Origin of the sequence: Flagellimonas sp. HMM57, from assembly GCF_021390175.1 — a bacterium.
In the GTDB taxonomy this organism is placed as follows: Bacteria; Bacteroidota; Bacteroidia; order Flavobacteriales; family Flavobacteriaceae; genus Flagellimonas.
Genome location: NZ_CP090004.1, coordinates 3095253 through 3120058 on the forward strand (window position 1 = coordinate 3095253; position 24806 = coordinate 3120058).

Here is a 24806-nt window from a genome sequence, read left to right on the forward strand (position 1 = left end):
GGAAAAGATAAACCTTTTCCGTTTCTTCTTCTTGATTACTAAGTAATTATAAAACGGATAAATAAGCATATAATTGATTAAGCATATTCATTACTATAAAATAGATGATCTGTCAAATTAACAATCTATGGGAAAAAGCTCTTTTATTGGTGGTATTCTCTCTATTAATCGGTTGTACAAAAGAAATTTCTGTCGATATACCCCAATCGAGGAAAGTCACCGTAGTAAATTCGGTGTTTTTGCCAGATTCTGTTTTTATCGTTTCCCTCACTAAAACCCAAGGTATTTTTGACAATAGGCAAGTTGAGCCGATTTCCAACGCCGAAGTCCAATTATATCAAAACGGTACTATTGCCGATACCTTGATTTTTGAAAACGGATCATTTGTATCTGATATAAGGGCAACAATGGCAAAAGATTACCGACTGCGAGTAGCCATTTCTGGTTTGGAGGATATAGAGGCAATGGACAAAATACCGCTGTTACCTGAAATGCTAAATACTGGTTTTATTGATTCATTATATACAGGTTCCGAAGGAGATGTTTGGTCACAGGCCACGATTACCATATCGGATAGGCCCAATGAAGTCAATTATTACGAATTGATTATAAAACAGAATTACCGTGATTCAACGACGATTGATGTTGCGAACAGTATATTCGGTACAGCCTCCGTACCGGTCATCTATGATTTTGAAATAAATGATTTAGTTCTTGTAAACGAAGGGCAGCTCGGTTTCTTTTCCTTTACGAATCCGGTTTTCAGCGATAAATTATTTGATGGGCAGACCTATACGATGAAAGTCAATTATAGGCCAAAGATTTTGTTCTCCGAATCGGACGGTGATTTCAATAATTACGATTTGGTAGTTGTTTTAAGAGGTATCTCCGAAAATTATTATAACCATAGAAAATCATTGACCGCTCACTTAGAGAACCAAGAAAGTGACATTTGGGACGGCACTGGCGAGCCAATACAAATGTTTACAAACATTAAAAACGGTTATGGAATTTTTGCAGGTTACAGTCAGGTGACAGATACAATATTTAATGAATAATAATTAATGAGCAAAATTGTTTTCTTAGCATTCTCCATATTTTCATTTTATAATACTCAAAGCCAAAGTGTTACATTAAGCGGGTATATCTTTGATACTGAAACGGGCGAACGTCTTATTGGCGCCAATATCTATGATGTTACTTCCAAGAAGGGAGCCATAAGTAATAACTACGGTTTCTATAGCCTAAGTATTCCGCAATCACAATCGACAACTTTAAGAATTTCTTATCTGGGTTATGCAGCTATAAATGAAATCGTTTACCCCACCGAAAATCAGAATATCAATTTCCCGTTATTATCGGAAAATTATTTGTTGGACGAAGTGGAGTTGACAGGGAGCAAGGAAATCCCGATAGAAAAAAGAAATGAAATAGGAGTGCTAAGCATTCCCATTGAACAGATCGAGGTCTTGCCCGCATTGGGCGGTGAAGTAGATGTGCTCAAAGCGTTGCAGCTAATGCCCGGTGTACAATCGGGCAACGAAGGTTCAAGCGGCCTTTATGTGCGAGGAGGAAGTCCCGACCAGAATCTGGTATTACTGGATGATGTACCCCTCTATTATGTGAACCATCTTGGCGGGTTTGTGTCCACGTTCAATATTGACGCCATCAATAACGTTTCATTGACCAAGGGAGGATTTCCCGCACGTTACGGCGGTCGGTTGTCTTCTATCTTGGATATACGTATGAAGGACGGCAATATGAAGAAATTTGAGGGTAACGGAATGTTGGGCATGGTTGCGGCGAAAGTAGCAGTGGAAGGCCCCATAAAAGAGGACACGACTTCTTTCATGATATCTGCCCGCCGTATGTTGTACGACCTTTTGACAAGACCTATCAGCCGTTCGGCCTTTAACGGGGTTTCATTGGGTTATACGTTTTATGATCTTAATATCAAATTGAACCACAAATTTTCTGAAAAAGATCGTCTGTTTCTGAGTGCCTATTTCGGGGACGACCGTAGTATTATCAAAAAGAAGGGTGAGAACGGATTTAAAAATACCTTGCAATGGGGCAATAATCTGGTAGCATTAAGGTGGAACCATCTTTTTGGTCAAAAACTTTTTGGCAATATGACCTTATACCATACCCGCTATCGTTTTTTGACCGAGGTAGAGGGTAATTTTACCAACAATGGAGAATCGTTCAGTTCGTCACGTGAATTTTTGTCGGGCATTTATGATCTTGGCGGGAAGCTGGATTTCGATTATTTCCTGAACCCCAATGTCAAATTTAAATTTGGGGCCAACTGTATATACCATAATTTCAGACCTGGAGCGACTACTAACAGACAGAACCAAAACGGACAAAGTACACTGGACAGCACCATTGGCAATGAAGATATTTTCGCTTGGGAAAACTCGGCTTATGTTGAAAGTGAATTGCGACTTGGAGAAAAAGTCAGCACCAACCTTGGGTTCCGAGGTGCTGTGTACCATGTCAGCGGTGAAGATTATATATCATATGAGCCAAGGGTATTGGCATCTTATCTTGTATCGGACGATATGGCCATAAAAGGGGCCTATTCAAGAATGCAACAAAACGTACATTTATTGACCAATTCGGGCGTGGGGTTACCGACCGATCTATGGGTGCCCGCTACCGATAACATTGCCCCACAATTATCCGACCAGTGGTCATTGGGCATTACCAGGTCTTTGAAGGATGGCCTTTACGAAGCTAGCGTTGAAGGCTACTATAAGAACATGGAGAACCTTATTGAATATAAGGAAGGGGCCAGTTTTTTGGGAACCACCAACAACTGGGAAGAATTGGTGGAAAGTGGTGGCCAAGGAACATCCTATGGAATCGAACTTTTACTTCAAAAGAAGCAGGGCAGAACAACAGGATGGATTGGCTATACATGGTCGAAAACAAACCGTCAATTCGACAATATCAACAATGGCAGGGAGTTTCCCTACAGATACGACAGAAGGCATGACGCCAGTGTGGTGATCGCCCACCAATGGAAGAAGAATATCGATATCTCTGCCAGTTGGGTATATGGTACGGGAGCGGCATTTACATTGCCAATCGGCAAATACGATATTATCGACGACTCAAACCAAGAGGGGGGTACATCGGAAGTTTTCATCTACGGGGAGCGTAATGCAAATAGGATGCGCGCCTACCATCGTCTCGATGTGGGTATCAATTTTCGCAAAAAGAAAAAATGGGGCGAGCGTACATTGAATATCAGCATTTATAATCTATATGCCCGTCAAAACCCCTATTATTATTTTGTTGATGCCGAGGAGCAATATGACCAAACTGGAAACGAATTAAGTGAGCGAACCTTTTTGAGCCAACAGAGCCTATTTCCTATTTTACCTTCTATCAGTTATGGTTTTAGATTTTAAATCTTCACCTCAAAATCTGGTGTTTTGATTTTTAGTTTTTTCAAGAATAATTTTTTTTGGTATCAAAAAAGACCATTTGAGAACAAATACCGTTTTTGTTTCAATCATTTATGGACTACATTTATAAAGCTAACTACAGCGTTTTTTTAAGTACGGTTATCTACTTTTTTTGATTTGACTTTCCTGATGACCGTATACATCAATATATAGAATAGGGTAGCATGTAAATTCCTTAAAAAGGCATCTGACTTTTTAGTCAGGTGGCTCGGAATTTTGACCAACGAGAAAAATGGAGAAGCAAGAGGGTAACGTGCTGGCGCAGCGTTACGTTTTTCATTTACTCCGTAAAGCCCCTGTTTATGGGTGGTTTGGGTTTCTATAAGTTTTGAGACGATAAAACAAATTGTCACAAAACCTTTTAGGAGCTCCATAAACAATAAAAAATATTGTCACAATGTAATGTATAATAGAACTTAAAATGGATGATTTTAAAACGGTACGAATAAAAAAGAAAACATTAATAAGATTTAAGAGCTTTTCAAAAAAAGTGTCCAATAGCTATTCTAAAACTTTGGATATGGTGATGCACTTTTTTGAGTGGCACGGTTTTTTGCCCTCAGACAGTTTCGGGAAGAGTATGGTAGAGGAAATCATAAAGAACCGAAAACGCACCAACGCCATCATAGCCATTATCAAGGATATTGAAAAGAATCAAACCCTGCCTACAGTTGCCATGTTGCAATCCCTATTTGAGGAGAATTCCAAAGCACAAGAAAATAACAGTGATTTTGAGGACGGTTTTGATTTTATAGAAAAGAAAATTGAAAATGGGCATGAGGAGGAACAGTGGATGGAAGAGACCACAGTTCCCAAAATCCTATACGATAGACTGGAGGACAAAATGGAAATACTCAAAAAGGATTTTGACTATGTGCTCGAACATGTGAAAATCGTTAAGAACAGTTTCAGAAAGGACTACCTAAAGCTGGAGCTTCCCATTAAAGCAATAGAAAAATATAGGAGAACCATAAAAAATAGTTGAGTTATGTACATCGCCATTACCAAACAACACCAAGGAGAAATTTTAAAGGAAGCCTTGAAGATTTTGTCAAGTATCTTGAAAAGGAAAACGAGGGATATTGAAAACGAAAATAATCATTATCAAATTTCACGCAATCAAGTATGCTAAAATAATCTACAATATTTTATGAACCATTTAATGAAAAGACCGTTTTTGTAAACTATGATTTCTAAACTTGTTCATTACTTCCATCAAGTTTACTTTAACCGTACACTTTAATAGTTTACATTGTATACGTCTAAATGCAACAAAATGAAGTTTGGCTATGCAAGGGTGAGCACAAAATCCCAAAAACACGATTTACAGGTAGATGCCTTTTTGAAAGAGGGTGTCAAAACAAAAAATATCTACGCCGATGTCTCATCAGGAGTAAAAAGTGAGCGGAAAGGTCTTGATGAAATGCTATCCAAATTAAGGGAGGGTGACACGGTCGTGGTCTGGAAGATGGATCGGATTGCACGTAGTCTATCCCACTTGGTAAAGCTCATTGAAGATTTTGAGAAACGAGGTGTTCACTTCAAAAGTATTCAGGAAAACTTTATCGACACTTCTTCCCCGCATGGTCGATTTGTGTTTAACCTGTTCGCATCCATAGCCCAATTGGAGCGTGATATCATTATAGAGAGAACACGGGCCGGTCTCGAAAGCTCAAGACGAAGAGGAGTTCGTTTGGGTCGCCAACCTGGTCTTAGCAAAAAGGCCTTACATAAGGCTATACTGGCCGAAAAATATTACCGGGATAATAAGTTGAGCATAGAGGAAATAATGAAGCTTTTAGAAATTGGTTCCAAACGTACTCTATATAAGTATTTGGCTCATCAAGGTCGGAGAACCTGTAAGGAGTGTGGTAAGTTGTTTTGGGATAAAAAGCAGGATCTTTCCAAAGCTTTTTGTGAAAAACATAAAGCCCTACAATAATTACTTTACTTGTAATACTTATTATGTTAAATTTATATACTCTGGTGTAAATCAGAATCAGTTTCTAATCCTCGCCTGAAGGAATAAAAACAACTAAAATGTCTTGTTTTCTGTAAACGTACTCGGAATATGAAACATTTATTAGCGATATAACAAGTTACTCACAATTTAAGAAAGCCGTGTTTTAACAATAATCAAATATGAGAGAACATTTTAAAAAAGCACTTCTGAATATTATTAAACACGGAGATACTGACATTTTTCCATTTCCCTTTGAAAGGTATTTGTTTGAGGAAAAAAATACAGAGGTTTTAGATATTCTCGAAGCAATTCACTCGAATTTAGATAATGCAATTAGTGAATCACCACCATTAACTTTAGTCAAGCTAAGTCCTGTTGGCTATTATGGATTTCGACAAGCTACAATGATTGAGCCTTTTTGGAATGGCTACTTTCTTGGATTAGTAATTTCCCTAGCCGAAAAAATTGAAACAACAAGAATTAAAGAAGAAGAGAAAAAAGTATTTTCATATCGCTATGAATGGGATAACTCAAAAGGTTCCTTATTTAAGGACACAACTTGGATAAGCTATAAAAAGCAGTGTATAGAGTATTCAAAATCTTCTGATTTTGTATTACAAACAGATATATCAAATTTTTATCCAAGAGTTAATCATCATAAATTAGAAAATGAACTAAGGCGTGTCGACCCGAGTACAGATATACCAAAAAAAATTCTTAAACTATTAAGTGTTTTTTCTGGCACTATCTCATATGGACTTCCAGTTGGCGGACCTGCCTCAAGGATACTCGCTGAACTAGCATTAAATCATACAGATTTTCATTTGAAATCGAGAGGAATTAAATTCTGTAGATATGCAGATGATTACACAATTTTTTGTGACTCAGAATCTGAGGCATACAAGATATTGATTCTGCTATCTGAAAAATTAGCCAATGACCAACTTGGTTTACAAAAAGGCAAAACAAAAATAATGTCATCAACGGAATATCAAGAGATACACCAGTTTCTTGACCCTAAACCAGTAGATGATGAAATTTCAGAGGAAGAGCAGAAATTACTTAGTATTTCTATACGTTTTGACCCTTATTCCACAACTGCTGTTGAGGACTATGAATCATTGAAAGATGCTGTTCGAGAAATTGATATAATTGGAATTCTTTCAAGAGAGGTTAACAAAACTAAAATTGACCAAACAGTAACAAAACAGGCCATTAATTCTATTAAGGCATTAACAAAAGAGAATCAAGTCCAAGCAGTAAAAATTCTTTTAGACCAAGACAATCTGACTACGTTATCACCGGTTTTTACAACAATAATGCGTTCAGTAAGAAGTGTCTATGATGAATTATCAGAAGAAGGAAAAGATATTGTTGACGGTTCACTTTTAGAATTGTTTGCGACAGAGAATTATCTAACAAAAATTGAATTGAATTTAAATTATCTGATTCAAATTCTATCAATACGGCATTCACATCAAAAAGAAGAATTATTTGTCAAACTATTTGAAACAGAGACCAATCATTTTCTAAAAAGACAGATAATTGTTGCAATGACTAATTGGGAAAGTCATTACTGGCTAGTAGATATTAAGAATCAATTCACCACATTAACTACTTGGGAACGAAGAGCGTTTATTTATGCTTCCTACTGTTTAGGAGACGAAGGTTCACATTGGAGAAGAAATAATAAAAGCTTATTCAGCAAGGAGGAATTACTGATAAGAGATTGGTGCTCAGACAGAAAAACTTCAAATAGACCAATACTCGTATGATTAGTGAGAGAGACATATCAGAAAAATTTAGTGCGATTTGGAAACAGAATTTTCCTCTTATGACACCAAGTTTTATGAGAGTTTTTAATGAAGCTCAAATAAAAACTATCAATAAAGATTCTATACCAAATAGCGAAAATGTTAGATATGATATTGTAGCTGAAACAGCCTTTAATCTGTGTGAAATTGCTACAGTTGGGGACAAAACGATAGACGAGATAATTGATGATGCGAAAAGGTTTAAAAAAATAGTTTCAGAAACCGCAGAATCGATTTGGACTTCAGGTAACTATTCAAAAAGTGATTTGAAAATTGAAAAATCCGAATTGAACGAAATTCGAAATATATGTTCTAACACTTTAGAGTTCATACAGCTATTAAAAAAAGATAAAGTTGAATTTAAACCTAAATTAAAGGGATACAGTTTTATTCCAGATTTAACTGCAGATGTATCAATTGACGACACATTGTACGAAATCAAAACTGTTAATCGAAATTTTAAGTCGAGCGATTTAAAACAACTTTTTATTTACTTAGCTCTAAAACAAGTTGAGGATGGCAAAAATTGGAAATATGCTGGCTTATACAATCCGAGAAAAGGGACATTTTGCAAGTTTAACGTGAAGAGCTTGATTTACAACTTAACTGGAGGAAAAACACCAAACGAAACTTTGGAAAACCTACTGAATGGACTGATGAGAGACATAGAAGTTGACAGCAAGTTCTAATAAAACTGTGGACAACAATGTGTCCTATGAAAAGTCATAGTCTAGTCTCTCAAAGCAACTAAAAATTCAAAAAAATGGCGAGAATAAATAGGATGGGGGATTCTAAATTATGGCTTTTTCATGCTGATGAAGTTATGTTGGATTTCAAGTTTGACCCTATAATTTCTTATCTAGAGGAATCTGAAGTAATGATAAGGAGGAAAGGAGAAGAGATTAAGCTAAAATTTAAGAAATGGGAAAAAGAGCATGCAGATAATCCAGATGTTCCGGATGCTTTTGATATTTACGAAAATGAAGTGTTAAATCATGAGAAATTTCCTGAGCTATTAAATAACTCTATTTTTCTGGTAATTTACTCTTTGTTTGAATCTCACTTTGAAGAGCTATGTGTACTTGTTGGAAAAAAGATTGGTAGTTCTCTTCACGTAAAAGATTTGGCTGGAGGAAATTATATTGAACTATGTCGCAACTATTTAGTCAAGGTAGTAGGTGTTGACCTTGAACCTTTAAATACAGAATGGGCTCAAATCAGAAAACATCAGATTCTTCGAAATGCAATAGCTCATAATAAAGGTAAGCTTAAAAAAATAGATGCTGATTTGGAAAGATTTATAGAAAACAAGCCTGGAGTGAATCTAGTTAATCATGAAATTTATATTGAAAAGATTTCATTCCTAACATCCTTCATAGATTTAATTAAGAAGTATTTTACAAATATGAATTCAATCTTGGCCAAACATATCTATAAACAGTAAAGTTCAAAAAAAGGATAAAGTATATGCTCGAAGGTATTGCCGAAATTCTAATTTCAGTCTTGGATTTATTCTGGCTTGGTTCCAATTCTAAGAAAAGAAGGCATTCCAAAATAAATCGAGTTGTTGAGGATTGGTCAAAAAAGGTTGGGCTTCATCCACAATATGAATATAAAGATGATAAGGTACGTTCGATGAAGGTAGTGGATGATGCTGGAAACGATTATCAAATTTGGATTGAAACTCTCAAATGGAGACGTTTGAAAGTTTGGGTATCCAATAATAAGAGTGGGAAAAAGAATAAAAAATGGAAAAGAACAGGTAGAGATTCCAATCTTACCAAAGTTTTATTTGAAGCCTATGGGGTTGTCGAACAATGGATTTTGAAAAGCGGTAACACAAGAACTATATACTAAAAAGTTCAATTTAACGATTTGTTTTGAATATCAAATCATGGATATATAAAGTTGTGGTTTTCTTTTTGGTGATTTTAATAGTGGTAGATATCCTGATATTGATTAACTACTTTTTAAAGGATTATGGAGAAACGAGAACGATTGAGGATATTAACAGATCGGTCTTAATTTTTCTCCCAATGACAATAATCTGTTTTATCTTAGAAAAGATATTAAGAAACAGATAAAGTTCAAATAAAGAATGAAGATAATTAAAAAAACTTTACTCTATTTATTAAGCCTGATTTCCCTATTGGCATTCTATTATCTACTAAGTTTTCTATTCATATTATTCGAAAGATTATCGAATTTCTGGATAGTTCTTATAACAATCTTAGGAGCAGGACTTATTGGTTTTATTACATTTGATTACATTCAATTGCTCAATAGACTCATACCTGCAAACAAGATTTTAAATGGAATATTTATACTTTTTGCTTTGGGATTTGGATTATTGAATGTTATGATACATTGGCAAATAGATATAGGTCAAATGCCAAGAATCTGTTTTACCCTCATTTTTGCTGGATCGTGTTTTATGATAATAAGATCCAGAATTTTTATTCCAGAAAGGCATTAGTATGTTCAAGTATTAAATTATATATCAAAAAGTTCAAATAAAGGATTCTTATTTATGGAGATTGAAGATGAATACAATAGATTGATGAAGTACTTTGGAGAATCCAATATCAAAACAGAATATATCCTTGATTCAAATTTAGAGATACTTGACCCAAGACAATTTTCGCAAATCAAATTGACTTACCTGCCTCTGAATCTAGAAATAATTGGGGATCGAAAATTGACCCAACTTGAGAATGCAGTTGACGCATTAAGAAGGTTAAAACTAGTTGTAAACAAAGAATAAAGTTCAAATAAACAATAGATGAGAATAAAATTATCCTTGTTTATTTTATTAGCCATAATGGTAAGTTCATGCGGTCCTTATCTAACATGTGAAAAAGTTAAAACAGGGGCCTTTTATATGATATATTCCGACAAGGATTCTGTTCTAATGGAAAGAAAAGGAAATGTCCAGGTAGAGTATTCGGGTCTTAGAGATAAAGAAAATGGCGCTTATTCTAATCTAGAATGGATTGATGAATGCACATATAGATTAAAATTTGACGAAAGCAAGCATGAACTAAACAAATCACAAAAGCTTGTCAATGATAATAATGGAATTGTTGTCACACAAACTCCACTGAATGACAGATGTATGTACTATACAGCAGTCTTAACTCTAGCTAACGGTAAATCCGTGAAAAAAATAGGACGGATATGTTTGAAATAAAACTATCCACAACAATGGCTAAATATATAGCTAACCTTAATCAAAGTTTAAATAAACGATTCCCTTCGCAAAAGACGATTAGTGAAATGACTCGACTTTTAATTTTGATATTTATGTTTTCATTTTTTGGATTAGGAAAAGGTAGAGCTCAAGAAAAAAATTCGACAGAAGAGCCAAAAGGAATAATTGGCAGATATTACGAAGATGGTCTTCCAGTAATTATGAAATTTGTGAATGAGCCCCCAAATGATTCAATCGTAAGCAAATTTCCATTCCTTACGGTGGTCTCATGGAAATATGATGGAGGTGAGAGAAACGGAATGCCTACTAAAAGCGTTAACGAAAGAATGATTGTACTTGAGGGAGCTTTAGAAAGTTCGATGAGTAATTCAGACATTTTTACTCACGTTTACAGTAGAACGGGAAATAGTTTAAAAGAACTGGTTTATTATACCACTAAGCAAGACGAATTTATGAAAATGCTCAACGGTGCTTTAGAAAATCATGATGTTTTTCCTATTGAAATAAACTTTTATGAGGATAAGGAGTGGACCGATTTCAAGAGGATACTCAAAGATTTTAAACAGAAATAAAGTTCAAAAAAACGATTGTGAAGAGTTCAAAGATTTTAGCAATAGTGGTTCTGGTTTTAGTCGGATGGATTTTTGGATTTTACTTAATGAAAAAAAAGGTCAATAACGCCATAGGGCTTAATGATGATTTTTTCATAAGGGTTGCAAACACATATTACAATGATAGTTTTAGTGGGGTTATATCAAAAAAGCTTGTTGACTGGGAGCAACATGGATATAAAAAAGTTGTTCTTGTAAATCAATATGAAACAAGAGAGGTAAGGTTTGACTATGAGTGGGCAGAACTATTTAAGTTCTTAAAGATAGGTGACTCGGTTACTAAAGAGAAGAAAACCTTGGATATGAGATTAAGAAGGAGAGAACTAGATACCATGATTAGGCTTAACTTTTCAAACATAAAGGATAGCTGGGACTATATTGATTTCTTACATGAATTAGATAGTATATACGATAGATAAAGTTCGATAAAACCATGAGTCTTTAATGACAGCTTTATGATAAGAAGCTTTAAGCAAATACCTGCCGCACTTGTTGTTTTTCTAAATATCTACTTCCTGTGGTGCACTTTTGTAATAATTAAAGACGCCGGAGGGTCCATGGGAATTGGATTAATAGCCTTGCCAATAACACTTTCTATCAACTTATTGTTGCTTCCTGCTATTGTAGAAATTAGGTTTAGTAGAAAAGGTATCTGGCTAACAATTATCAATATATTGGGTTTGATTTGGTCCTTATTCTGGTTAATTTTTTTCCTAAAAACTAAATAAGTTCAAATAAACGATTGTAGCTTGAGTCTAAATTTTAAACTTCCTAAAACACTATGGATAACATGGATATCTCTTTTGTTGGGAATAGTTGTACTTGGTTTGATTGGGGAAATATCCGACTTTGACAGCGAGGTTGATAGTATAAGTCAAGTGTTGGGAATTGGTATTTTAGGTTCAATTTTTTCCTTTTTTACCTATGGTATTATAATATGGCCACCGACATTAATTTTCATGTTAGTTTTTGAACTCGCATTTTCAAAAAAGAAATTACGATATACCGAAATCAAAAGGTTATTGATGATCGAGTTTATTATTGTTTCTATTCCATTTGCAATCTGGGCCATGACAGAAGATTATCTTTACTGGTATTATTTCATTGGCGTACTTGCCATAAGTCAAGTATTTAGATTTCGAGACCTAACAAAAGTTCAATAAAACAATGACAACACAGTTAGATAAATCACTAATCCTCATGGCCATTATCTTAATATGCTTTTGGGGTTGTAAAAATGAGGTTTCGTTGGAGTTGATTCAACAAAGTGACTTAAGTGAAAAGTTTACTGTTGGCAGCCCAAAAAATTGGCATGTTGAAAAAGAAAATTCAGAGCGCCACTCTACCATCATTGCTAGCGATACATCACAAACAATTAAAGAAACAATATTGGTTCATTTGACATGGAATGATTGGGAAATTTTTTTGAATGATCACTTTGAAAGCTCCATGGACTCCATAAATAAAAACGGAGGATTTCAAACTTCAAATCAAAAATTTTACACTTTAAACAGTTTTGATATCTACGAATATTCTGCAAAGGGGATAGATTCTTTGAACAACTTGAACCTTCGCACGAGGAACTTTTTCTTAAGAAAAGATGGACTAGATGGTTCATTGAATTTGAACATCAGTGCCCACAATAGAGAATTTGACAGACAAGATTCTTTACTGATAAATCGTATTTTGGGTTCCATAAAGGGCAAATGAAAATTTTGATAAAGTTCAAATAAACGATATTTAAGGGCTTCCAATTTTGAAGAATCAGACTTAAAAAATACTGCATTGATAAATACAGACTTAAGAGAAACAAAATGGAAAAGGAGTAGTTTGAAAGGAGCGGTATTGTGGGGAGAGAATCTGCATCATGCTGATTTTACAGATATTTGGTCACTGGATAGTGTAAAAGTAGATAGGTATGATTGGTTGACTTACATTAAGGACAGCCTAAATTTAAAGGGGGCTAATGATATTTTCAAACAATATAGAATGGACAGTATTTTGTATTTTGAAGATTCAATTGTTAAGGTCCATATTATAATTAGAAAAACACCTTATAGCACAAGAGAATTACCAACTTTTGAGTTAGGAAGAAGAATCGCCATCGATTAATAATTATGAAAATTACTTGATATGACATCTCTAAATATAATAGCCGACCAGTTCGACCAGTTTCGTTATGTATCCTCTCCGCAATTCACACGGCGGCATACGTGCTTTATCGACCAATAGCCTGATGTGCGACCGCATCCATTAGTCCCAAATTTTGGTCTTTAGAGTATTTTTTGTGAGGCCGTGCCAAACCCTTGTGCAATAATTCTTTAGATAAATCCAGCCCATCACCACGTTTATTCACTTATCAACAATAGATTAAATCAATGCTAAATTTTGTATTTATATCATTCTTTTCGAGAATAGCTGTTTAGTATTAATCTATTGAGTATTAATTTTTTATAAATGAACAGGCGTTAACGTAATAAAAATCAGATTCTAAAAACATGATATTTGTAATTTTTTTCTTATTAGATTATTAATACTTTTCCATCAATCAAACATTCATGTATAATCTAACAATCCAATATGAAAAATCATCGTTTTTAGAGTTCCTTTTATTACATATATACAATATGTAATATAGATTATAATGACCAGCTCTTTTCCCAGTATCCTTTATTGTGAATTTCTGAGAATTCCAATAAGGCGTTTATTGTTTTCATTTTACATCTAATTATTTCAAACAAATATGACCATGAACAAAAATAAGTTTCTACTTCAATTAGTAGTTACATGTTCAATTTTGATATCCAAAACCTATGGGCAAAGGATTACCGGTAACGAAAAAATTGATCATGATATTCCAGGGGAACTGACAGAATTCCAGGACTTCAATGACTTTGTAGATTTGAGTACGGGAAAAATTCACCCTACAATCGGACTTTTCAGTCTCGAAGGAATCAATTTAAAGCACGATATATCACTTACCTATAACAGTGCCAGTAATCGAGTAGATGCCATAAATGGTGAACTGGGAATGGGGTGGACCTTGAATGTCGGAGGTTACATTACCAGGAAAGTTAGGGGTGTCCCTGATGAATCAACGGTTTTCACCTCTATACCAAGTTCTGCTGATGAAACGGAATGTTTGAATTATAGAGAAGATGGTCAGATACAAGCTGAACAGTGTTTTTTTAACAAGGGGTATTTTGATATGGGAGTCCAAGGAAAAGCGCATCGAAAAGGATATTTGGATTACCATGTAAAGAATTGCGTTGGATCAATATGCGATCTGACTTTTTTGTATGGTGATCGTGATGAAAGTTATACCTATGGGGAATTGATTGATGACTTCTTCTGTAAGCCTATTATTAGTCAAACATACCCAAGAAGTGGTACTATTGGTGGGTCAGAGTGGTGGTCATAGGGAATTTTTGGAAACGTTTGAAAAGAGGTGTCAAGCGAGTGACACAGGGCAAGCAGTGTAGCTGTGATGCCATTGAATCAGTAGCGGATGCTTTTGAAAGGCCTGACTTTTTACCAAGACAAGGAAAAGGAAAGCGTAAACGTTCTAAAAGTTCTGGAAGTACCGTAAAGAGAGAAAGAAAAGCTAGGGCTGGCAACACCTCTGGCATAGCTGCAATAGATTTGCCGCATGGTTTTGCAACACCTAATTTGGGCAACATCCTTTTTCCAAGACCTTCAATTCCTATGTTTCAAGGAAGAGAAATCGCTACGAGACTTACAGTGCCAACCCGTATCAACTTCTCGGGCAACGATGGCACGGTCTTGGATAGAAACGATAATGTGAACAACAGGACGTTGAACGCCATCGTAAAGACCTTACAGGACTATCCACAATTAAAGATGTTCATGTACGTGAACTTCCTGACGGATATAAAGGCAAAGGGCAGTTTTGACAAGGACAGGCACAGAGGGCTTGTCTCCAAGAGGGCTGCGGCGATTATCAAGTTCTTCGAGAACCAGGGAATCGACCCTGAAAGGATAAACTGGGATTTTGACCCGAAAAGGTTCGAGACCAGGAGAAGGCCAGACAATACGATACGTGACGACCAAAAGTTCGAGTTGAGAAACAACAACTAGGTATGAGGAACATAGTATGTTTGATATTGCTCTTTGTCTTCGGCAAAGTTCTATCGCAGGAGGTTGTCATAGAAAATGACAGCCTGCTCCTGTGGCAGGCGGACAGATCTTTGACATGGAAAGATTTTAAGGGCAAGCAATTGAACTACCACGGTAATGTATTGGCAGAAATTTTTGGTGAGATCAAAACGATTGGCACTAAATGGTCGGCAAACAATACCCCAATATTTACAGTTGGCGTTTTCATGGATAAATGCAGTTCTTGGACAATAACCGATGATCTAGAATCATTGGAGCATGAACAAATCCATTTTCACATTTTTGAGCTATCAGCAAGAAGAATACGGAAAAAGTTTGCGGAATTGAGCAAAAATGGAGTGTCCGATGTAACGGTTTATCAAGAGATTTTTGGAGAAAATCTACAGATGAACAAACAGCTCCATAAAGAATATGATATTGATGTCGTCACTGACCAAAAGAAACAATTGGAGTGGAAAGTCAAAGTATTAAAAGAGCTTGAAGAACTGAGGGAGTACGAGTACATACCCGAGGAATAGAACAGAGAGCCGCCCCAAGTTGGGCGGTTTTTTATGCCTTAGTATAGGCCTTTTTGGTCTTTATGGCAGAAGAAACGCCTCGGTGCTAAAAAATAACGATATGGGATAAAGAAAAACTGAAATAGTACCTATGTTTTATACACGCTGTTGTGACCAGTTTTTTTATTTCCTTTCTCTTTTATTTTTTTAATCACTTTTCCTTCCCAACTCTTACCATTTCTCGATGCAGTATAAAATATTTCGTTTTCTATTATTCTATTAATTTTGACATTTAAAACATCTCCAACACTAAATATATGATTCCTATATTTTCTTTCTATTCTTTCCGGGACATAAAAATCTCTATCATTTCGTGACCAATCTATATTCTTTTTTTTCTTAAGATAACTTGGAAGTTTAACACTTGTTATAGTCCTATTATATTCACACTCATTTACCCAAACCAGTTTACCTTTTATCGTATAACCTCTAAAATATTCAGTGACAATACTTCCATTGATAATAATCATTTTATCTTCTTTTTTTCCATAAAAGAAAGTGCCATCACGCATTATTGAACACTTATTGTCATCGGTTTGAGCTGTGACTTTTATAATACCTAGTATTATAATAAATGATGTATAGAGTAAAATTTTCTTCATAATTATTGAGTAATCCTCCAAAAATTGTTCCAATTTATAAATTGGCTACAACGGTCTCGTATAACTATCAGTTACGGTTTTATATGCGTTAATTTTAGGTTAGGTTTAGCACTGAGATTAACAATTCCGAGTGGATTCAATTGCACTGAGCGTAGTCGACGCATAGTCAAATCCGCCGTAATTGCGGTTATACATTGTTAGCCACAGATTTTTCATCGATATAACTTATATAAAAACTATGTGATTTTACTTCTTGACCATCATCAAGTTGGGCAAAAATGTCTTTAATAGAAATAAATACTTTTTCCAAATCAACTAAATTGTAAATTTTTTCGTCTTTATTTTTCTCCAATGTTTCAAAAGTCATTCTTTTCGATTTCCAATGAATCAATTTATTTCTTGCAGATATTAACTTAGAAATAAACTCAAACGATTTTTTTGAACGGTCTATTTCAACTCCAGAAATGATTTTTGGAATAATAACCCACTTAGACATTGTGTCCAATTTATCTAGATATTTTGAAATATATTTATCACTAGTATTCCTCGCTCCAAAATCGTAAATATAACTTTCCAAGAACATAGAACAAAAAATAACACTTATAACATAATATGTCCCTGTTTCATCTCTAAGCGAGCTATGTTTTTCGTGGAAGTATAAGTTTAAGTCATCACTTATTTCATTTTCAATTTTTTCAAGTTCTTTTCTACATTTTGAGTAAGCTAAATAGTTATCGACACTAATTTTCAAGTAAGATTGACTCAAGTTAGCAATTCGCGCATATGACTCATCAGTTTTATTCATTGTGTTCAATTTGTGGCTAACAATTGGATATAATCATTAACTAATATAGGGATGTATAGTTAATGATCATATTCAATTTATATGACTTATTGACCACGATTTTTAGGGTCTCATAAATGTGAACAGGTCTATTGCGGCGGCGTGTCGAAGGGAATAGCTGTTCTTTTCCTTAGGCCTCATCCTTTATCTTCCTTTTACAACTGTTTTCCAATAAGATTTCTTTGAATTTGGGCTTCGAAATTATTACTCATCGTTTTTGTAAGAGAAATATATGGTTCGAATTATTATCACCAACAGGATTATTCCACATGCCCAAATGGCAAGCATCTCTATTAAATCTGTGATATCACTACTCTCAGGTGGCTTTGTTGAATTTTGAATCATCGCTTATTTAGATTTCAATAATGAAAGAACGTATTTAATATTTGCTCCAATCAATGCCCCTGGCATAATTGCATGAATGAGACCTTGGTTAAGACAGAAAGAAGCACTAAGTATTATTATGCCTAGAAGAAATAAGGTTACTGAATGCGTGACCTTATAGAAAAAGTCCGGTGTTGGTTCTTTTGAATTCATGTTATCGTTTGATTAGGTATCATTTTAATCGTGCAGGGTTTTGTACAAGAACGAACGCCAACAGTCCTATGATCTTAAAATAACGACGGAGGTTTTAATAACAGCCTCCGTCGTTAATACTAACTACTAACTCAAAGAATATTTCAATTCTCATTCGTTGGTTAAAAATCAATCCTTTGTAGAAACTATCATACAATAAGTGCTGGTATTATTAAAAAATGTGACGTAGGAGGGGAATATTGGGATGTTACAAATTTTTCTTGGGATTATAAGGAAATAAGCAATCCCCATTAATATTTTTATATAAATTCTCGTTTCTCTATTACACAAGTTTATTTGGGTCTTTATTGCCGCCAAAAGCACTTTGTTCATTCCCTTAATGACCCAGTGACCATATTAGGTGTGAAAAACGACAAAGTCCTTGGGAGGCCCTGTAAATAGGCATTTAAAAATCCACAGATTTCTCTTTTTAACATTTTTCGTTGTTTTCAGAATCTCTTTGTTTATAGGGCCTGCAAAACAAGTTGGCCAAATATGCAGCTATGTGGTCACTAACCCAATATCAGAGAATCAAAGCTCTATTAAAAATTGTAATCATTAGGTTAAATAGGCATCTTTTTAAAGTAGGTTAATTTTTTTCGGAATATGAGGAGAGTTAAAAAGTATTCTCCATTGAGTACTAATATTGCTTTGTTATGGGTTTTATAATACGGATATCAGTTTTTGGCCTATAGGCAAGGGTTACTTCGTATTCGATTTCTGTATTGGAAGGAACTTCTATTTCAAAGTTCGATTTTAGCATATGATACAAAATAACTTGCATCTCCATAAGTGCGAGATTCATTCCAATACACATTCTGGGACCTCTTCCAAATGGTATATAAGCATATTTATGGGGAAGTTCTTGATCAAAACGATCTGGGTCAAAAACATTCGGATTTTTCCAAAATTTTTTGTGACGATGAATCAATTGTGAAACCATTAGAATTGTATCTCCTTTCTTAATGGGATAACCGTTCATTTTCTCATTTTTAATCGCTTCCCTCCCTTGCATAAAGGCAGGAGACCATAACCGTAAGCTTTCATTGATTACGTTATTGACATATTGAAGCTGATCGACGTGTTCAACTTTAATAGGGCCGCCTTTGGTGACACGATCATATTCTTCGACCACTTTTTTTCTGATAACGTCATCTTTATATACATTTACTATCAATGAAAACAGGGCTGTTGCAGTAGTTTCATATCCCGCTGACATAAGGGTCACGAACTCATTATAAATCTGTTTTTTGGGGATCTCTCCACTTCTTTCGAGGAGGATGAACATGGTCATCAGATCATTTCCCGTAAGGTTTTCTTCCTTTTCTTTGCTTCTTATGACCTCAATTAGAAATTTTTTGAGTTTCGTAACTGATTTATTGAATTTTCGATTTTTTGCCGTTGGAAACCATAAAGGTGGCTGTATAGGGGATTTGACACGCCCCATTATTGTAACCATGCCATTAAAAAGATTTTCTTTAATGATTTTGGCACCACCTTCTACATTCTCTCCCATAAAACATTTCGAGGTGACATCCAGCACAAGATCGCCCATCTCGGAACGAAGCCATAGCTCGGGCTTTGATGGCCAATCCTTGAACATCTTTTTTGCATGATTATTAATTATTGTAAAATAGGAGCGAACCATTTCTTTATGAAAATAGGGTTGCATCAAACGGCGCTCTTTCTTCCATTGTTCGCCTTCTAAAGCAAAAAGACCATCACCTATTACTTTTATGATCAGTTTGACAAGAGAAAACTGTTTATAATTACGATGGTTTGTTTGTAATACATGTTGTATATGGTCTGGATGATTGATTGCTATAAATCTTTTATGCGCTATTCTGAACTGAAAAATATCACCATAGGTTTCTGCACATTTTTTCAAAAACCTATCTGGATCTTTGGAGAAAGATTTCATGTTACCAAATAACCAGCTATCGGGCTTGACTTTGGGAATCTGTTTGGGTGTCATATCATTATAAATTATTAAATTTTTCACATGTTATTCTTTTATGAAGTATTTCTTACAAAGCTCCAGATTATAGCGGGGAGATAGAATATGGAATGTTGTAGAGCTAAAGCATACAAAGAATAGAACCTCAATATAGAGATCATATATTTTTTTGTCCAATTCCGAAGAGATGGACATATTTTCTAGCAACTTTATAAGCTTCGAGAAAGAAGCCCGTGCAATATCAATGGACATATCAATTCCGGCATACAATTGTTCTTCCTTGGACTTATCCGGATATTCTTGCTTACCTAGAAATACGACCGGATTAGCAACTAGATGTTCTGAATCGCTAAGAATGGAAAATATATCATTTATCAAACAACAATATTCTGCAGCAGACCGCACTGAAGATTTTATCTTCTCCGATCTTAGAAAATCAGTTATCCGTGAGTGGTCATTAATACTACGTTCTTGACCAAGAATATGCATATGATTTACAATGACCCATTGAAACCCTGATGAAAGAACACGGGTCTTCATATATTCCTCAAGAACAGGTGAATCATTTGAATGTGTATACTTTTCTATTTCACCATGGAAGTATACGATCTGTCGTCGATATTCATCAAATACAATTTTAAGGGTTTCGGATGTAAGTACCTTATATCCTTCTATATAACAAAGATCAAATAGAATGCAAAATTCATAGAACACTTTTTGGATCTGTTTGTTTTCCGTAATATTGGAAACATCCTGAGGTGTTCTGACCTCGTGTACATTTTTATATTCAATTCCATCAAAATGAACTAAAACTTGATCCACAATTCCAAGAATTGATTTCCCATTAACGTACAGTTCACGTACATCATCAAATAACATATCAAGGAGCCATATCGATGCTGTTGCCAACACCAAATATGTATGTGCCTTTGAAAACTTGCCAATACGTTTCCGATTACTGGCATCTTGGGGTTTAATACCATGGGGATAAGTATAGAAACAGTACAATAGACCAAGATCGGTAGCTTTTTGGGAAAACATACCTAGGTCATATTGTTTCAACAGATTATGAACATATTCTGTTCTTTGTTTTTGGTACCCGCAATTTGATTTTGGGGAAAGCTCGGACTTCTTACCAATATCAATCCATTTTGATAACCAATCGTCACATAAGTACATAGCTTTAAGGACTTCTTTCCATTGGTCATCATCATATGTTATATGAGGACCGAACACTTCATGAAAACGATCAGATAATGCTTCTTGACATCCAAGATTTGTATTTACTTCCATAATAGGTGAGGTTTATCTTTCAAATTACATATCCTGGATATGCTAAACCATGGACAATTTCCCATTTAACATGGAAAGGCAGTTAATTATATGTTAACCACTATATCTAAAAAAACAGGGATGAAGGTTGCGCCTCATATGCAGAGGCATGGTTGCGGGTACTATCTGGCGGACACCGGGACCGATCTTAGGACCATCCAGGAATACCTTGGCCACCAAGATTCGAAAGATAAAGTCACCTACACCCAGATAGCGGGGAGCAGGTTCAACAATTTGTGGAAGTAACATGAGGAAAAATAATTGGGAGTTGTTACCTTTTAAGTTCAAATAAACGATAACACTTGAAATTCGAATTGCGATTAATTAGAGTCGTGAAAATTATCAAACTTAATTTGACATAATAATTATTGATTTCACGACTTTTTCACAAAAGTTTTCACGAAATAAATTTGTAGTTTATTGTTGCTGAATTTTTTAGCTTATTAAGCAATCAAAGATTGTATTGATTTTAAAACGTAAGTGTCTTGATTTTAAATTAGCGCTTACATGTTGAATCAAAACTACATATATATCAATCTGTACTATAATGTTCTTATGTTGAATGAAGTTCATTAATATTTACATAAACTGTACCTTTATGACATCAAAGAAGATCAAATTATATCTTCAAAGTTCTTTTTTTGGTTTTAGTGTACAATTAGGTGTGCATGTTTTGAAAAAATGAAGTAAAATACTGAATAACAGTGTAATATGGAATTTCGGTTAGTCCTGTCATCCCGACAAAATGGGTTTCAAGCGAAACCATAAAAATGCTAACTAAATGATTTTCAGTGAAATTCGTTTTTTCTGATTCCATTTAGTTAGCTTTAATATCACAACAAAAGTTATCTATTGGGACACCAAATCCAAGAAAACCACCTCCATAACACCAGAAGGCAAGGAATTAAACGCTTATTTGGACCAAGTGAAGTCCAAACTATTACTATATTACAAGCAGCTAACTTCTGATTTTGAATTGGTTACGACGAATTCAATAAAAGCTAGGTTCGTCGGACAGGACGAAAAACATAAAACCTTGATGGATTTGGTGATTTACCATAATGAAAATATGGTGGGAGTCCTTAGGCAAGGCACTTTAAAGAACTACTATAGACTTTTGGCAATTCAGTTCTTTGTTGTACCTCCGTAATTTACTTAACAAATTTTGATATGATTTCAAATACTTCATCATTTAGGGCTACTTCATGTCCCAGACCTTCCAAAACAATAAAATTGAATTTCTTCTGATTCTCCTCTAATTCACGAGCATATTCTGAAGCAATATTAATCGGAACACTTTTGTCATTATCTCCATGTATTAACGTTATTTGAGTTGAAAAATGAATTTTTTTCACACCTTCAATTGGGGAAAGACTCTTTACCTCTTTATCCCAAATTTGGGTTTCAGGCTGTAACCTCTTCATATGTTTCCTCCATTTATGAAGATTACAAGGACAGGAAATAAGTAATGCGTTGGAATATGTGATTGGATACTCGGAAATTAAGTTCGCAGATATGGCAGCACCTCCTGAATGTCCTACTAAAACTATTTTCGAAGGATTGTACTTATCTTTCAACTTGGTAGTGAGGTTGTTTATGGATTCAAGAACTTCTCTTGTATAGTTATCACCTGCTGCTTCCCCCCGTTCTCCTTGTGAACTATTTCCTTCGTTGTCCTTGTATCCGGGCCTAAGTATTCCAACAGCGACAATATTTTTATTCTCGTCCGCAATTTTTTTAGCGATAATATATTGATAAGAAGGGTTATTAAATGGTGCGTCTCCATGAAGGACCAGTACTAATTTTGGATTATTCAATTCTCCTGAACTTATATGGGTAATATGAAATAATTCGGTGGATTTAGGATCGCTAGAGTTTACGATATCATGATTTTTATTCTTGGATTGTTGACAATTCAAAAAAGTAGAAATCATAAAAAAAAATAGTCCAATACTTTTTTTATATATCATTTTATTAATTTAAATTACATGTAATACAACGTTCCCTATAAGATGTCGTAACTATACCACCGGGCGGTTTTGTATTTCACATCTTGTTGTGTGGTCCTTTTTTATTGTTGAAGTATAGTTTTAAGCTCTTCCATAAACTTCATTGATTCCTTTTCAATCTTTTTGGTCAAACTTCTCTTATTATTAAAATTTGGCTCTTTAACAATAATTTGCTCTATAATTGATAAACTGTTATCAATTGATTCTGCCAAATGATATTTTTTCCAATCACTATCTTTAAAAATTTCCCAATACTTTTTTCGAATAATTTTGTTTTGACCAGATAGGCAAATTGAAAAATATAGCTCTTTGTGATTCAGTATAATAACAAATTTAAGTTTTTGGTTTTTTAATGCCGTTGTTGCTAAAGAGAAATAAGAAAAATTTGGGTTACCTTGATAGATGTTTCCAAGTCTAAAACAAGTGTCATATTCCTTCAGAAAAAAAGCTCTCAATTCTTTCATGTAGTTTATCAGGTAATGATAATCTAATTCTTTCCCACATTGTTCGCTTTGTGTTTTGTTTTGCGAAAAGTTTAAGGTGTGAGCTCTTCCAAGTTTAATGTTCTGTGTTTTTTCAAGTGGAATATAAATATCAATTATAAATTTTTGTTCAGGATGGGTTTTATGGTCATTAAGATATATTTCAAAATAATCTCCATCTCTGAACTTATAATTGTTTTCTATGACCCAAACGGACATACTCTTCCATGCTTTTGGAAAATCGTTCGCTTCAATTTCAAAATTGCCAACTGCATAATACCCTTTTGGGATTTTATAGGGTCTAATTTCCCCATCAGCATCAATATTCTTATTAACCGATACACAAGCACTATACCTCACTTTTGAAATTTGTGTAACATTAGGATTGTCATGGTAAATGGTTATCGTTTTAAAATCAGAGGTAGACAATAGCCCTCTTTTGTGTCCCCATTCCATTAATCTTTGATACATATTGCCAATTTCTTCAAACTCACCAATATGCATTATGCCAGCAAGTTTTGTCTCCCTTAGCTCTTTTACTCCTATTTGTGCATTCATATCAATCCATTTTTTGATATCATCAATGCTACGAATGTATCTTTCCGTACTAAAAGGTTCTATACCAATCTTGCGAAGTGTTGTTATTCCATCAGATTTAAATCTTGTAGGGCTAACTCCATAATATTTTTTGAATGCTCTGGAAAATGAACTTTGACTATTAAACCCATAATTGTAAGCAAGTTCTTTTATAGGAGTGTTTGTATTCAGAAGCAAAATAGATGCAATACGCTCTATCCTTTTTCTATTAAGGTATTCGTTTAATGTTTCCCCAACTATAATCGAGAAAACTCTATGAAAATGGAAAGTTGAGTAATGACCTCTCTTTGATAGTGTCTCCAAAGATAAACTTGCCTCAAGATTTTTTTCAATGAAATCCAAGACATAGTTCACACGCTTTATATATTCTTGTCTTGTATTATTTGATTTCATTTAGAATAACATAATCTTGATATGGGTACTAAAATACTAAATATGATAAACGGAATATTTTAGTAAAACATAGCTCCACTCCTTTCCATTTTAAGCTTCCCTTAGTTTTTTAATTCACTTACCGAGCCCACGCCATCACACTTTTTAGACAGCAAAACACCAACATTCAGAAGTTGACCAGACTGCATAAAGCCAATCGAAAACTCCTTTTTTATAAGTCTTTGTTCAATTAGTAAAGGACATGA

At 34.5% G+C, this 24806-nt stretch carries 26 protein-coding genes; 20 read left to right on the plus strand and 6 right to left on the minus strand.

Annotated features, from left to right (window positions below):
- Positions 1-104 precede the first annotated feature (104 nt).
- The 18 genes from LV716_RS13770 to LV716_RS13855 all read left to right on the plus strand — a co-directional run bounded on the left by LV716_RS13770 (position 105) and on the right by LV716_RS13855 (position 15730).
- Positions 105-1058, plus strand: a complete 954-nt coding sequence (locus LV716_RS13770) for a DUF4249 domain-containing protein (RefSeq protein ID WP_163418366.1) — start codon at positions 105-107, stop codon at positions 1056-1058.
- 6 nt (positions 1059-1064) lie between these two features.
- Positions 1065-3419 (plus strand): TonB-dependent receptor, encoded by a 2355-nt coding sequence (locus LV716_RS13775; protein WP_163418367.1) that lies wholly within the window; start codon positions 1065-1067, stop codon positions 3417-3419.
- Positions 3420-3897: 478 nt separating this feature from the next.
- The gene (locus tag LV716_RS13780; protein WP_163418369.1) at positions 3898-4461 is read left to right on the plus strand and encodes a BfmA/BtgA family mobilization protein; all 564 of its coding nucleotides are present in this window, start codon (positions 3898-3900) and stop codon (positions 4459-4461) included.
- Positions 4462-4752: 291 nt separating this feature from the next.
- Positions 4753-5418 carry a recombinase family protein gene (locus tag LV716_RS13785; protein ID WP_163418370.1) on the plus strand — a complete coding sequence of 222 codons (666 nt, stop codon included), beginning with the start codon at positions 4753-4755 and terminating at the stop codon, positions 5416-5418.
- Positions 5419-5618: 200 nt separating this feature from the next.
- Positions 5619-7214, plus strand: a complete 1596-nt coding sequence (locus LV716_RS13790) for an RNA-directed DNA polymerase (RefSeq protein WP_205600129.1) — start codon at positions 5619-5621, stop codon at positions 7212-7214.
- A complete protein-coding gene (locus LV716_RS13795; protein ID WP_163418371.1) occupies positions 7211-7942 on the plus strand; it encodes a hypothetical protein in 732 nt (243 codons plus the stop codon). Before LV716_RS13790 ends, LV716_RS13795 begins: the two co-directional genes overlap by 4 nt.
- A gap of 74 nt (positions 7943-8016) precedes the next feature.
- Positions 8017-8697 (plus strand): hypothetical protein, encoded by a 681-nt coding sequence (locus LV716_RS13800; RefSeq protein ID WP_163418372.1) that lies wholly within the window; start codon positions 8017-8019, stop codon positions 8695-8697.
- A gap of 23 nt (positions 8698-8720) precedes the next feature.
- Positions 8721-9110, plus strand: a complete 390-nt coding sequence (locus LV716_RS13805; RefSeq protein WP_163418373.1) for a hypothetical protein — start codon at positions 8721-8723, stop codon at positions 9108-9110.
- Positions 9111-9783: 673 nt separating this feature from the next.
- Positions 9784-10017: a hypothetical protein gene (locus LV716_RS13810; protein WP_163418374.1), complete on the plus strand. Its 234-nt coding sequence runs from the start codon at positions 9784-9786 to the stop codon at positions 10015-10017.
- 18 nt (positions 10018-10035) lie between these two features.
- A complete protein-coding gene (locus LV716_RS13815) occupies positions 10036-10443 on the plus strand; it encodes a hypothetical protein (protein ID WP_163418375.1) in 408 nt (135 codons plus the stop codon).
- Positions 10431-11036 carry a DUF695 domain-containing protein gene (locus tag LV716_RS13820; RefSeq protein WP_233759139.1) on the plus strand — a complete coding sequence of 202 codons (606 nt, stop codon included), beginning with the start codon at positions 10431-10433 and terminating at the stop codon, positions 11034-11036. The genes LV716_RS13815 and LV716_RS13820 overlap by 13 nt, the downstream gene beginning before the upstream one ends.
- A gap of 17 nt (positions 11037-11053) precedes the next feature.
- Complete coding sequence (locus tag LV716_RS13825) at positions 11054-11494, plus strand: hypothetical protein (RefSeq protein WP_163418376.1); 441 nt, start codon at positions 11054-11056, stop codon at positions 11492-11494.
- Between the two features lie 330 nt (positions 11495-11824).
- Complete coding sequence (locus LV716_RS13830; protein ID WP_163418377.1) at positions 11825-12238, plus strand: hypothetical protein; 414 nt, start codon at positions 11825-11827, stop codon at positions 12236-12238.
- A gap of 4 nt (positions 12239-12242) precedes the next feature.
- A complete protein-coding gene (locus tag LV716_RS13835; protein WP_163418378.1) occupies positions 12243-12785 on the plus strand; it encodes a hypothetical protein in 543 nt (180 codons plus the stop codon).
- Between the two features lie 75 nt (positions 12786-12860).
- Entirely contained in the window at positions 12861-13187 is a 327-nt protein-coding gene (locus LV716_RS13840; protein ID WP_233759140.1) for a pentapeptide repeat-containing protein, read from the plus strand.
- A 637-nt stretch (positions 13188-13824) separates the two neighbouring features.
- Positions 13825-14496 (plus strand): hypothetical protein, encoded by a 672-nt coding sequence (locus tag LV716_RS13845; protein WP_163418379.1) that lies wholly within the window; start codon positions 13825-13827, stop codon positions 14494-14496.
- 17 nt (positions 14497-14513) lie between these two features.
- On the plus strand, positions 14514-15173 hold the full coding sequence (locus LV716_RS13850) for a hypothetical protein (protein WP_163418380.1): 660 nt from the start codon (positions 14514-14516) through the stop codon (positions 15171-15173).
- Positions 15174-15175: 2 nt separating this feature from the next.
- Positions 15176-15730, plus strand: a complete 555-nt coding sequence (locus tag LV716_RS13855) for a hypothetical protein (protein WP_163418381.1) — start codon at positions 15176-15178, stop codon at positions 15728-15730.
- A 128-nt stretch (positions 15731-15858) separates the two neighbouring features.
- On the opposite strand, the gene LV716_RS13860 is transcribed toward LV716_RS13855, so the two are convergent.
- The 4 genes from LV716_RS13860 to LV716_RS13875 all read right to left on the minus strand — a co-directional run bounded on the left by LV716_RS13860 (position 15859) and on the right by LV716_RS13875 (position 21041).
- The gene (locus LV716_RS13860) at positions 15859-16371 is read right to left on the minus strand and encodes a hypothetical protein (protein ID WP_163418382.1); all 513 of its coding nucleotides are present in this window, start codon (positions 16369-16371) and stop codon (positions 15859-15861) included.
- 187 nt (positions 16372-16558) lie between these two features.
- Positions 16559-17176, minus strand: coding sequence for a hypothetical protein (locus LV716_RS13865; protein ID WP_163418383.1), 618 nt, complete (start codon positions 17174-17176; stop codon positions 16559-16561).
- 1255 nt (positions 17177-18431) lie between these two features.
- Positions 18432-19793 carry a cytochrome P450 gene (locus LV716_RS13870; RefSeq protein WP_163418384.1) on the minus strand — a complete coding sequence of 454 codons (1362 nt, stop codon included), beginning with the start codon at positions 19791-19793 and terminating at the stop codon, positions 18432-18434.
- A 3-nt stretch (positions 19794-19796) separates the two neighbouring features.
- Positions 19797-21041 (minus strand): terpene synthase family protein, encoded by a 1245-nt coding sequence (locus LV716_RS13875; RefSeq protein WP_163418385.1) that lies wholly within the window; start codon positions 21039-21041, stop codon positions 19797-19799.
- A gap of 90 nt (positions 21042-21131) precedes the next feature.
- On the opposite strand from LV716_RS13875, the gene LV716_RS18570 reads away from it, so the two are divergent.
- Together LV716_RS18570 and LV716_RS13885 are read left to right on the plus strand one after the other, a co-directional pair.
- The gene (locus LV716_RS18570) at positions 21132-21326 is read left to right on the plus strand and encodes a tyrosine-type recombinase/integrase (protein WP_163418386.1); all 195 of its coding nucleotides are present in this window, start codon (positions 21132-21134) and stop codon (positions 21324-21326) included.
- A 679-nt stretch (positions 21327-22005) separates the two neighbouring features.
- Positions 22006-22230, plus strand: a complete 225-nt coding sequence (locus LV716_RS13885) for a hypothetical protein (protein ID WP_163418387.1) — start codon at positions 22006-22008, stop codon at positions 22228-22230.
- A 1-nt stretch (position 22231) separates the two neighbouring features.
- Here the strand turns inward: LV716_RS13885 and LV716_RS13890 are convergent, their stop codons facing one another.
- The gene (locus LV716_RS13890) at positions 22232-23050 is read right to left on the minus strand and encodes a S9 family peptidase (RefSeq protein ID WP_163418388.1); all 819 of its coding nucleotides are present in this window, start codon (positions 23048-23050) and stop codon (positions 22232-22234) included.
- Positions 23051-23151: 101 nt separating this feature from the next.
- Entirely contained in the window at positions 23152-24561 is a 1410-nt protein-coding gene (locus LV716_RS13895; protein ID WP_163418389.1) for a GyrI-like domain-containing protein, read from the minus strand.
- Positions 24562-24806: the final 245 nt, after the last annotated feature.

Coding starts and splice junctions, on each gene's coding strand:
- LV716_RS18570 (WP_163418386.1), top strand. CDS start 21,132: ATGTTAACCACTATATCTAAAAAAACAGGGATGAAGGTTGCGCCTCAT.
- LV716_RS13790 (WP_205600129.1), top strand. CDS start 5,619: ATGAGAGAACATTTTAAAAAAGCACTTCTGAATATTATTAAACACGGA.
- LV716_RS13805 (WP_163418373.1), top strand. CDS start 8,721: ATGCTCGAAGGTATTGCCGAAATTCTAATTTCAGTCTTGGATTTATTC.
- LV716_RS13780 (WP_163418369.1), top strand. CDS start 3,898: ATGGATGATTTTAAAACGGTACGAATAAAAAAGAAAACATTAATAAGA.
- LV716_RS13890 (WP_163418388.1), bottom strand. CDS start 23,050: ATGATATATAAAAAAAGTATTGGACTATTTTTTTTTATGATTTCTACT.
- LV716_RS13845 (WP_163418379.1), top strand. CDS start 13,825: ATGAACAAAAATAAGTTTCTACTTCAATTAGTAGTTACATGTTCAATT.
- LV716_RS13775 (WP_163418367.1), top strand. CDS start 1,065: ATGAGCAAAATTGTTTTCTTAGCATTCTCCATATTTTCATTTTATAAT.
- LV716_RS13895 (WP_163418389.1), bottom strand. CDS start 24,561: ATGAAATCAAATAATACAAGACAAGAATATATAAAGCGTGTGAACTAT.
- LV716_RS13855 (WP_163418381.1), top strand. CDS start 15,176: ATGAGGAACATAGTATGTTTGATATTGCTCTTTGTCTTCGGCAAAGTT.
- LV716_RS13770 (WP_163418366.1), top strand. CDS start 105: ATGATCTGTCAAATTAACAATCTATGGGAAAAAGCTCTTTTATTGGTG.
- LV716_RS13860 (WP_163418382.1), bottom strand. CDS start 16,371: ATGAAGAAAATTTTACTCTATACATCATTTATTATAATACTAGGTATT.
- LV716_RS13785 (WP_163418370.1), top strand. CDS start 4,753: ATGAAGTTTGGCTATGCAAGGGTGAGCACAAAATCCCAAAAACACGAT.
- LV716_RS13815 (WP_163418375.1), top strand. CDS start 10,036: ATGAGAATAAAATTATCCTTGTTTATTTTATTAGCCATAATGGTAAGT.
- LV716_RS13810 (WP_163418374.1), top strand. CDS start 9,784: ATGGAGATTGAAGATGAATACAATAGATTGATGAAGTACTTTGGAGAA.
- LV716_RS13835 (WP_163418378.1), top strand. CDS start 12,243: ATGACAACACAGTTAGATAAATCACTAATCCTCATGGCCATTATCTTA.
- LV716_RS13795 (WP_163418371.1), top strand. CDS start 7,211: ATGATTAGTGAGAGAGACATATCAGAAAAATTTAGTGCGATTTGGAAA.
- LV716_RS13800 (WP_163418372.1), top strand. CDS start 8,017: ATGGCGAGAATAAATAGGATGGGGGATTCTAAATTATGGCTTTTTCAT.
- LV716_RS13820 (WP_233759139.1), top strand. CDS start 10,431: ATGTTTGAAATAAAACTATCCACAACAATGGCTAAATATATAGCTAAC.
- LV716_RS13865 (WP_163418383.1), bottom strand. CDS start 17,176: ATGAATAAAACTGATGAGTCATATGCGCGAATTGCTAACTTGAGTCAA.
- LV716_RS13875 (WP_163418385.1), bottom strand. CDS start 21,041: ATGGAAGTAAATACAAATCTTGGATGTCAAGAAGCATTATCTGATCGT.